Below are 10,744 nucleotides of genomic sequence, written 5' to 3' on the forward strand. Positions count from 1 at the left end.
ATATTATATAAATTTAATCCTTAGAAACTATTTATAAATTTGGTTTTAAATTTTTAAAATCTAAATTTACATCTTCATCTATTAGTTTTAGATATATTTTTAAAAATTGCTCTTTTTTTATATTGATAGCACCCATAAAATTTAAGTGATTATTTGGTGCTTGAGAATCTATTAGAAAATTATATTTTTCTAATGCTTTACACAAAATAACAAGAGCTACTTTTGATGCATTTGGTTTTAGGCTAAGCATACTTTCTCCACAAAAAACTCGCCCAAAAATAAGTCCGTAAAGCCCACCGATAAGTTCATTATTTTCATAAACTTCTACGCTATGGGCTATATTTAAATCGGCCAAATTTGAGTAAGCTTGCACGATATCGCTACTAAGCCAAGTGATTCCTTTTTGTTTTCTAGTTTTATAACATAAATTTATAAAATTTTTAACATCTTCATCAAATTTAACTTCATATTTTTTAAAAAATGGTTTCAGGCTTTTGTGAGATTTAATAAATTTAGGAATGATTATAGAGCGTAAATTTGGCGAGTGCCACTGTATTTGTTCATTTTCTAAAAACCACGGAAAATAGCCTTGCTTGTATGCACTAATTAAGTGATTTGTATCTAGCTTGCCACCAACGCAAAATGATAAATTAGGTGGAAGCATATTTGGATCTGGAAATTTTATAAATTTATAATTCATCTTAAAATACTAAATTTGAGCCTTTTAAGACTCAAATTTAACCAAACTCATAAATTTTTAGCAAATTTTCGTTTAAAGAATGCTAAAAACGATAGCAAAAACATCACTAAAGCACTTATCCAAACTACATTTGGTATTGGAATTTTTTCTCCAGCAGCATAAGAGTGCATACCGCTAAGATAGAAATTTACGCCAAAATAAGTCATAATAACACTTGCATACGAAAACATAGAAGCCACTGCAAAATAGTATTGAGAATTTAACTTAGGTATAAATCTCATATGAATTACTGCTGCATAAATTAAAATAGTAACTAAAGACCAAGTTTCTTTGCTATCCCAGCCCCAATATCTCCCCCAGCTTTCATTTGCCCAAATTCCACCTAAAAAGTTACCTACAGTTAATAGACAAAGCCCTAAAATTAGGCTCATTTCATTTATTCTTGTCGATTCTGTAATGTTTTTAGAAATTTCATCATCAGATTTATCTTTTTTAAGAATAAAGAGTATTAGGGTAAAAAATCCGAGCAAAGATCCAAGACCTAAAAATCCGTAGCTAGCCGTAATAACTGATACATGGATAGTTAGCCAGTATGAATTTAATACAGGTTGAAGATTTGTGATTTGAGGATCTATGCTATTTAGATGAGCTACAAAAAGAGTAATGCCTGCTAAAATAGATGTTAAAGATAGAGATATGGCTGATGTTTTTGAGAATATTATTCCGCTTAATGATAATGCCCAGGCTATATAGACTAGCGATTCATAAGCATTTGACCAAGGTGCATGACCTGAAATATACCAACGCATAGTAAGACCTGTAGTGTGTATTAAAAAAGCCAAAATATTTACGAAATACACACTTTTAAAAGCTAGATTTAAATTTAAATTAGGTTTTATTAATCTCAAAAATACAAAAATCAATAAAGCAAAGCCTGATAAAAGATATATAGGCATTAATCTCTCAAAAATTTGAACTTTATTAAAAATTAACTCAAATTTAACTTTACTTTCTGAAGGAATTACATTTTTACCTACGTTTTTTTGATAGTTTTTCACCATTTCTAAAGCTTCATTAGCTTTTGTCCAGTCTCCATTTTTTTGAGCCGATAAAACACTTTCAAAATAGTTTTGAAGTAGCAATCCAACCATTTTTCCTTCTTCACCACCAAAATAATTTATAGCACCAAAAGGAGAGTACCATTTGTGATTTGGATCGTTTTGTTTAGGTATAAATTTAAAAACCTCACTCATAAAAGCTGAATAAAAAATATTTAATCTCTCATCTACTTTAATTACATCTTTATCAAAAGTAGTTCGATTTCCAGGCGGTTTTCTTGAGATTTCTTCTGCCATTTTATTGAGTTTATAATATGTTTTATTGTTATCATCTACAGCGTAAAAGTCGCTAAATTTAGCATACTTTCTATCTTTTTGCATTCCCAAAATTTTTTTTAATTCTTCATCACTTACTTTTATAAATTCAGCACTACGCCAAAATTCTGGATTTATCATTAAAGAAAGCATAACTTGAGTTGGCTCTAAGCCTTGAAAATTTTCTTGTTTATAAATTTTATGCATTATATCTCTAGCAGTTGTATCAAAAGGCTCCATTCTTCCATCAAATCCTTGCACTATTAAGGATTTTAAATTTTGAGCATGCTCTTTATCGATATATGGCACATTGCTAGCCCTTAAATTTGGAGCCAAAAGAGAAATCATTGTAAAAATAGCTAAAATTCCAACTAATTTTTTAGATGAATTTTCATTATGTTTCATAAAATTTGACCCCCTGTTTTTTTGACTACTCTCATCTATTAATTTTGATAATTTTAAAAATCTTGAATTTTTATTAAAAAAATTTAAAAACATCCCGACCATCAACAAAAAATATCCTATATATGTAGGAATCTTGCCAGGATCGTTATTTACAGATAAAATTGTGCCTTGTTCATCAAGATCGTAACTGCTTTGAAAAAATCTATATCCATTATAATCTAAAACATTATTCATATAAATTTTATACTCTTTTGTGAAATTTCCATCTTTTAATATTACCTCGCTACTATATCCAGACGGAGAATTTGAACCAGGATAACGCTCCATTTCAAAATCTTTTAGATACAAACTAAAAGGAAGTTCTATTATTTTTGGCGACCAAGCTAGTTTAAATTCTTTATCTGCAACTTTAAAATTTCTAGGATAATCTCCAAAAAACATAAAAACTTCTTGAGTCTCTCCGTTATATGATAAATCGGCTATTAAGGCGTTATTTCCTTGTATATTTTTTGGTTTTTTAACGACAACTTTTTTTGCTGAATTTGAGATAAATTTAGTAGCAAAATTTACACCATCAATAGTATATAATCGAGGTTTGTCAAAAGGAGTTTCAACATTTTTTTCAACCACCCCACTGCTCATATCAGACATTTGCATATAATTTATATCTTGATTTGTTTTGATGTAGAATTTATCATCTTTTGAGTAAATTTGTATGTAATTTTTCTGTTTAGGTTCAGTATTGAAAGCTATATCTAAATCACCAATAGCAAATACATCTTTATCTTTTAAAACAATATCTCTTTTATTTTTTGAATCAGAAAAAACTAACTCTAAAATAGGCTCGCCACCCTTAAGATGAGTCCATTCTAAAGCACCATTTAATATAAAATTTTTATATGATAAAGTGGCTTTTTTACCATCTACTTCTAAATTTATATCAAATTTATTTTTAGAAGGATTATTTGATATAAATTTTTTAATATCTTTTGAAATTTCTTTGTTTTCTGCATTTTTGGTTGAAAATTGTATAAAAATTTCTCTAGTTGAGATAGTATTTGATTTAGAATTTTCCCTTATGTGCATGGAACCTTCAAATCCAATATATCTTGTTATAGCCGATCCTATAAATATGATTATAAAGCTAAAATGAAATATAAAAGCTGGAAGTTTTTTTATTTTATATAGCCTATATTTGTATATGTTGTAAGATAAATTTATAACTATTAATAGTTGTAAAATTCCAAACCAATCAGAACCATATATATAATGCCAAGCAGTATCGGTTCCATACATACTTTCTATTATTGTCGCCCATCCGCTAGAAATAGCAAAAATTAAAAGCAGTATAATCATACAGCCCATACCTAGAAATTCTTTTAATAATCTACTCATCAAAAACCTTTTTTATCATAATTTTAGCAATATCTACATTACCTTAACAGGCATAAATAAAAAATCATAAATTTTCCACTCATCATTTTCTTTGTGCAATATAATCTCTTTTTCAAAAACGGCATTTTGTTTTTTGTAATTACTATTTAATTTCACAACGGCTATTGTAGGGCTACTTTCTTCTTTTAAGAATTTATAACTTAGCTCTATCACATCGTCATTTTTTTTATAATCATAATCTATATAAAAAAGATCTTTTCCACTATTTTTGTCTTTGTATTTTTTAAAATAGTCTAAATTGTGTTTTTTGGCTAGTAGCTTTTGAGCTTCATCAATTTGACCTTTTTCACAAAGCAATATAAAATTTTCTACAACCAAAACTGGATCTTTTGAATCTATTTTTTTAGAACAGGCGTTAAAAATAAAGCCTATCATTATAATAAAAATAATCTTTTTAAACATATATTTTCCTTATATTTTTGTGATACATTATCTAAATTTTATATAATTAAATTTAAGATTTAGCTAATAAATAGTTATTATCTCTATTAATAGCTTTAAAATCACTGAATTTAATCAATATTTTTGTAAAATTTTTCATTTAATAAAATTTAATCTAATATAAATATTTAAATTATATTTAATTTTCAATTTTTATATTTTTTGAAATTATCCAAAAACTGCTATTTTATCATTAATTTAATATTTTTATAAATTAATAAAATTTATTTTACTTATTTAAAAAAGCTTATATCTCCAATAATAGGAGCTTTTTGGTATGATTTTAAAATAAATATTAAAATAAATTTAATTATAAAAAAATTAAATAAAAATTTATATTTTTAAACAAACTTTCAATTTACTTAGTATATAATTTCTGATAATTTTAAAATTTTAAGTTAATATTAATTAAATATTGATATTGATTTGAATGCAAAAAAGGAGAGGCTATGAAGGCTAAATTATCAAAGGTTGCTTTAACCTGTATGATGCTCTTAGGAGCTTTTGGTGTAAATGCACAAACGACTGCTGAAAAATACCAAGAGAATATAAGGTTAAATGATGTTGGTTATGGCAAAGTAGATACCAATATGCCAAGAACTTTGGAGGATTATGTAAAAGGTGCAAATACTTTTTTTGATCTGCTTATAGATGTTCATCCAATGTTTAAATATGAAAAAGAAGGTCGTTTAGTTGGAAAATACACTATGAGTGATAGAATGGAAGAATTTGTTGAAATAAACCAAGGTCCTAAATTTGCAGAAAAAATGGGTTTAGAACACGCCGCTGTTACTTATAGATTAGGTATGGAGTCTATTCTTGATTTTCCTAATAAATTTGTAGGTCCTAAAAAATGTGGCGAGTGTCATCCAGCGCAATATTCTGCTTGGTCAAGATCTAGACACGCAAAAGTTGTAAGATTTCCAGATATGATGGAAGAAGTCGGCGGAGCAGAAGGCCTAAAAAAACCTATGTATAACTCTCCATCTACAATACTTCCATTAGGAATTTATCCAGATGATGTTTATGCAATCATTGGAACCCCTAGAACAAAATATGGATTTATAGATAGATGGTTAGTTAGAGGAACTTATCATATTCAAGATGGAAATTTAAGTGATATGAGTGGTAAAATGGTAGCTGGAGGTAATCAATTTTCAAGACTTTGGGCTGAACATATAACGCCTGAAATGGCTCAAAAAATAGCTAAATTTAGCCCCGGTTTTCCTACAAAAATGGATGATTTTGGACACTCAAAATCAACAGTATGGGGGACAAACTCTTATGGTGCAAAATATGCTCAAACTATGATGTTTCAGCCTGCTACTTCATATTGTGAAATTTGCCATACATTTAAATTTGATTTTAAATCAAATGAAGAATTTTTTGCAGCCATTGGTAATGCAAAAGAGCTACAAAAACACACAATATCTAGAGGCATAAGTTGTGAAGAGTGCCATGGTGCAGGTGCTCACCTTTATGGAGCTAGAGGTGCTGGAATGCCAAGCAATTGCGAAAGATGCCATCAAAGATTTGCATATCAACCAGATGAAGAAAAGCCAAATCCTAGAAAACCATTTAACGTTTATTTTAAATCTAGTTGTCCAGCGTGTGGAACGGAGGGTTCTCAAATGTATAGCTCTCTTCATTATGATAAAGGTATGAGATGTAATACTTGTCATGATCCACATGAAGTAACTGCAAATGATTGGAGAGATGAATATACTAGAGTTGGTTTGAAAAAAACTTGTGCGGATTGTCATGAAATTCAAGATGAATTTTTAAGAAAAATTGGAGGAATTCACGCTAAAGATAATTGTACAGGTTGTCATATGCCAAATATGATGAGTTGTGAAAATTTTGCGTCAGTTCAAAATCCTGATAAAGGTGGATTTGATAATGTTAGAACAAGCCATATTTGGAAAATTAAAGTTGATAAAACTGCAAAATCTATAAATCCACCAACTGGCAAGGAGAGAGATCCGATGAAAGTTAAGGGTTGGAGAATGTCAAGAGATGATGATGGTAGATTTTTTGTTGATTTGATGTGGAGTTGTGGCAGAACAAGTTTTAGCGATCCTGATTTAGTAGGTCCTGGTGCAAGCGGATGTCATAGTCCGGTTCAATCAACATTGCCAAATGATTTAAAATTTACAGATCAAGAGATGATTTATGAAAAAGTTATGCAGTGGCAAACACCTGTAAAAAGTGGTTATGAAGAGATTAAAAAGGGCTTAAGAGATATAGATAGAGCGATGGCAAACAATCAATCTCTTGATAATACAACAAAATCAAGAGCTATATTTTTAGCTAAAGAGGCAAATTTAATTAAAGAAAAATTAGAAAAAGATGGTTCTTGGGGCGTTCATGGACCAGTTTATTCTAAAAAAATTATAGATGAAGCTTTAGTTTATATCAAAGAAGCAAAAGATATTTTAAAGGCTAAGAAATAGCAAAAAACCTAGGTTTATCCTAGGTTTATAAATTTTAAGGATTACAAATGAGAGTATTAAAACAAATTTTAGCCGTTATTTTCTTTACCTTTATTTCTTTATCGAATTTAAATTCATCTAGCAATGGAACGATGGCTTTTGTGGATGGTGTTGTTCCAATTAGCATTAGTGAAGCTAAAAAATTTATAAAAGAGGGTGCTTATATATTTGATGCAAACGTTGATGAGGTTTGGAATGAATATGGACATATAGAAGGTGCGGTGCATATAAATGTAGAAAATTGGCAGTCATTACTTCCTACAGATAAGAATGCTACAATGATTTTTTATTGTTTAAATCGGCTTTGCTATATTAGTAGTGAGATGGCTTTGGCTACTATAAATTTAGGCTATAAAAATGTTTATGTTATGCTACCTGGCATCGAACAGTGGATATTAAATGGAAATCCTGTTGTAAAAGTAAAAAAAGCAGACAATAAAGAAAAATATATAGGTAGCAATAATTGGGAAAATTCTAAAAAAATCACAGATTATACCGACGTAGTTCATAGACAGATGTATTTTGGTGAAATTCCAAGTTGTAGAGATTGTCATGGTGTAAATGTTGGAAATGATACAAAAAGCATACAAAAAGACTTTGCAAGCCATAGAGATAACTTAAACAAAAATTGTGCAAGTTGTCATAAGGATACTGGCAATATATTTAAAAGCAGTGTTCATAGCGAGCTAGTTAGTGGAAAAGATAAAACCCCTCTTTGCTCTGATTGTCATAGTATTCATATGGGTAAAGAAACTACAATGATAAATATGAAAAAAATGAGTGATGAGAAATGTGGCGAGTGCCATAAAGAAAAGCAAGAGCACTATCATGATACTTTCCACGGTAAAGCGATGGTTTTAGGTAGTCATGGTTCGGCTATTAGTGTTGCTGCGTGTTATGATTGTCACGGAAATCACAATATTTTTAAAATTAAAGATGAGAGATCAACCCTCCATCCAGGTGCTAATAGGATAGAAACTTGTGCCGCTTGTCATCCAGGAGGAAACGAAAATTTCTCAAATTTTATGGCACATGCTAATCATCATGATAAAGATAACTATCCTGTTTTATATTATGCTTATATTTTTATGACAGGGCTTGTGATTTTTGTTTTTGGATTTTTTGGAATTCATACATTTTTATGGTTTATGCGTTTGACTATAACTAGAATTAAATTTGCAAAAGAGTGGAAAGAGGCAAAACATAAAGCACATAGCGATAGGGTTAAAATTTCTAGATTTAGCAATTTTCATAAAATTCAACACTTTTTCTTGGCTTCAAGTTTCTTGGGGCTTGGATTTTCGGGATTGCCTCAAAAATTCTATACCGCTTCTTGGGCTCAAGGCATGATAGATTTTATGGGCGGACCGATAGCTGCTACAAAAATACACCATATATCAGCATTTATTATGATAGCTGTATTTTTAAGTCATATTGTTGAAATTTGTTTGGTTGCTTATAAAAATAGAAGTGTTGTTTACAAAGATGGTAAATTTAGCTGGAAGTTGTTTTGGAGTAAATTTTTTGGGCCTGATTCGTTGGTTCCAAATTTACAAGATTTTAGAGATTTGAAAGAAAATATATTATGGTTTATAGGAAAAAGAAAAACAATGCCTCAATTTGATCGATGGACGTATTGGGAAAAATTTGACTATATAGCTGTATTTTGGGGGATGTTTATCATTGGGCTTTCTGGTCTTATATTGTGGTTTCCTGTTGCATTCACAAAAATTTTACCAGGCGAGATTTTAAATCTTGCCACACTTCTTCATTCAGATGAAGCGTTGTTGGCACTTGGTTTTATCTTTGCAGTGCATTTTTTTCATACGCATTTTAGAGCAAATAAATTTCCTATGGATATGGTAATTTTCTCTGGAAATTTAACAGAAGAAGAGATGAAACAAGAAAGAACACCTTGGTATAACAGACTAAAAGAGAGTGGTAAATTTGATGAGTTGGTAGTTAAGGGCGATGATGGATTTAGTAAATGGAAATGGCTAGCTTATGTGATTGGATATGCTATGCTTATTACAGGATTAGTATTTTTATTTATGATAATTTTTGCTTTTATAGAGTAATTTTTAATTGCAAGTTGCTGTTTTGGCGACTTGCAATATTAAATTTAAATTTATTTTTTATATGGATTTAATATTTTATATATGAGTTCATTTATTTTAAAAAATAAAATACATTAAATTTATTAATTGCTTATATTAATTTGTTTTTTTGATATAATTACTTTTAATTTAAAAATTAAGGAGATTTGAAACATGAGAAGTGTATTTTTTGTATTATTTTTAGGAACGTTTTTATTTGCAAATTCGCTTTCTGAAATTTTAAAAGCTGGTGAGATAAGAATAGGTGTTTGGAATGCTCAGCCACCATTTAGTTCATTTACAGATGGTAAATTTAGTGGTTTTGAAGTTGCCATGGCAAAAGAGATTGGCAGAGATATAGTAGGAGAAAATGGAAAAGTTACTCTTGTTGGAATTGATAATGTGTCTGAGAGAGTTACATTTTTAGAGCAAAATAAGGTTGATTTAGTTATTGCTAGTTTTACTGTTAATAAAGAAAGAGAGAAAATAATTGATTTTAGTATGCCTTATTTTGCAGTTGCTCAAGGTGTTTTAGTAAATGATGATAGCGTGATAAATTCTATAGAGAGTGCAAGAGAAAAAGTAGCTTCCGTCCAAAAAGGTGCAGATTTTGCAATAAATTTTGCTCAAAAAAATAATATCAAATTTATAGAAGTTGAACATGTAAATGATCAATATAAGCTATTAAAAGAAAATAAAGTTGATATGATGATAAATGACAATCTTATTGTATTGCCTTATCCTATACTAGATAGGAAGGTTATAGTACCAAAAAATCTTAGAAATGTAGGGGCGAGTTCATATCTTGCAGTAGGAGCACCTAAAAATAGCCCACAACTTATAAAAAAAGTAAATTCAAGTCTTGTTAAATTAAGCAAAAAACAGTTTTTTATAGATACTTTTAGAAATACATTTGAAATCTTTTATCGTGGTGAGTTAGATCCTAAATATTTTTTACTTGAAGATATTTACAGAATTTTTGGAGATTCTGATAGTAAATAGAAATGTAACTCAAGATTATAAAAGCTTTAAGTGGTATAATATAAGTCTCATCTTTCTGAAATAGAGTTGGATTATTAATAATTTAACTCTAATCTATATTTACTTTATGCTTAAATTTATAACGCAAATTTAATTTTATTAATAAAGTAGTATTTTTTTCTTTTAAAAACAAAGTTTTTACTTATTTAATTTTTGCTGTTGATGTATTTTGCAAAATATAGAATTAGACTTTTTTATACTTTTATCTATTTCTATTTTCTGTAAATTTTAGACTTCATTCTTTTATTAGTTTGATATGATTTTTGTTGTATTTATTAATCTTATCTAAATTTGCTATCTTGATATATGAATTATCTCTTTTTAAGTCTTTAAAATTGAGACCAGTATGCGATTATTAACCAATTTGTTTCTTGCATAATTAACAAAAAATCTATAAAGATCTCTAGTTATTTTTGCAATAAACCTCATTAAATCAATATTGGCTTATGATAACAATTTTAGTTTATCTATTTTGAGTATTTCAAATTGTTGTATAAATTAAAACAAACTCTTTTTTCTGTATGTTAATAGAAAAGATAACTCATATATTTATAACTTGTCTATAAATTTAGATATCTTTTTGTATTTTTATAATTAAAATTTTATCTACGATCCTTAAAAATATCACAAATTTTAGCTATTTTTTGATAAAAATACTCTAAAATTTCTCTAAATTTAGCTTCTAAATTTTGGTAAATATAATATATTTTTATCGGTAATACAAATTTGAATCATCCTTTT

At 28.5% G+C, this 10,744-nt stretch carries 6 protein-coding genes; 3 read left to right on the top strand and 3 right to left on the bottom strand.

Translation table 11 applies throughout. The features are described from left to right. Positions 1 to 31: 31 nt before the first annotated feature. From aat to F1B92_RS05875, 3 genes are read right to left on the bottom strand one after another with little or no spacing between them, the layout of a single operon-like run. The gene (gene aat / locus F1B92_RS05865) at positions 32 to 700 is read right to left on the bottom strand and encodes a leucyl/phenylalanyl-tRNA--protein transferase (RefSeq protein WP_154570933.1); all 669 of its coding nucleotides are present in this window, start codon (positions 698 to 700) and stop codon (positions 32 to 34) included. Positions 701 to 747: 47 nt separating this feature from the next. Further along, entirely contained in the window at positions 748 to 3,873 is a 3,126-nt protein-coding gene (gene ccsA / locus F1B92_RS05870) for a cytochrome c biogenesis protein (protein WP_154570934.1), read from the bottom strand. 33 nt (positions 3,874 to 3,906) lie between these two features. Further along, complete coding sequence (locus F1B92_RS05875) at positions 3,907 to 4,335, bottom strand: DUF4878 domain-containing protein (protein ID WP_154570935.1); 429 nt, start codon at positions 4,333 to 4,335, stop codon at positions 3,907 to 3,909. A gap of 488 nt (positions 4,336 to 4,823) precedes the next feature. Here F1B92_RS05875 and F1B92_RS05880 point away from each other — a divergent pair, with 488 nt between their 5' ends. The 3 genes from F1B92_RS05880 (at position 4,824) to F1B92_RS05890 (ending at position 9,964) form a co-directional block, all read left to right on the top strand. Further along, entirely contained in the window at positions 4,824 to 6,827 is a 2,004-nt protein-coding gene (locus tag F1B92_RS05880) for a cytochrome c3 family protein (RefSeq protein WP_154570936.1), read from the top strand. A gap of 47 nt (positions 6,828 to 6,874) precedes the next feature. After that, positions 6,875 to 8,944, top strand: a complete 2,070-nt coding sequence (locus F1B92_RS05885; RefSeq protein WP_154570937.1) for a rhodanese-like domain-containing protein — start codon at positions 6,875 to 6,877, stop codon at positions 8,942 to 8,944. 192 nt (positions 8,945 to 9,136) lie between these two features. Next, complete coding sequence (locus tag F1B92_RS05890; protein WP_154570938.1) at positions 9,137 to 9,964, top strand: transporter substrate-binding domain-containing protein; 828 nt, start codon at positions 9,137 to 9,139, stop codon at positions 9,962 to 9,964. Positions 9,965 to 10,744: the final 780 nt, after the last annotated feature.

Source organism: Campylobacter portucalensis (assembly GCF_009690845.1).
Classification (GTDB): domain Bacteria; phylum Campylobacterota; class Campylobacteria; order Campylobacterales; family Campylobacteraceae; genus Campylobacter_B; species Campylobacter_B portucalensis.

Bases quoted from the DNA above. Each gene is read 5' to 3' on its own strand.
- aat (WP_154570933.1), bottom strand. From the start codon at position 700: ATGAATTATAAATTTATAAAATTTCCAGATCCAAATATGCTTCCACCT.
- ccsA (WP_154570934.1), bottom strand. From the start codon at position 3,873: ATGAGTAGATTATTAAAAGAATTTCTAGGTATGGGCTGTATGATTATA.
- F1B92_RS05875 (WP_154570935.1), bottom strand. From the start codon at position 4,335: ATGTTTAAAAAGATTATTTTTATTATAATGATAGGCTTTATTTTTAAC.
- F1B92_RS05880 (WP_154570936.1), top strand. From the start codon at position 4,824: ATGAAGGCTAAATTATCAAAGGTTGCTTTAACCTGTATGATGCTCTTA.
- F1B92_RS05885 (WP_154570937.1), top strand. From the start codon at position 6,875: ATGAGAGTATTAAAACAAATTTTAGCCGTTATTTTCTTTACCTTTATT.
- F1B92_RS05890 (WP_154570938.1), top strand. From the start codon at position 9,137: ATGAGAAGTGTATTTTTTGTATTATTTTTAGGAACGTTTTTATTTGCA.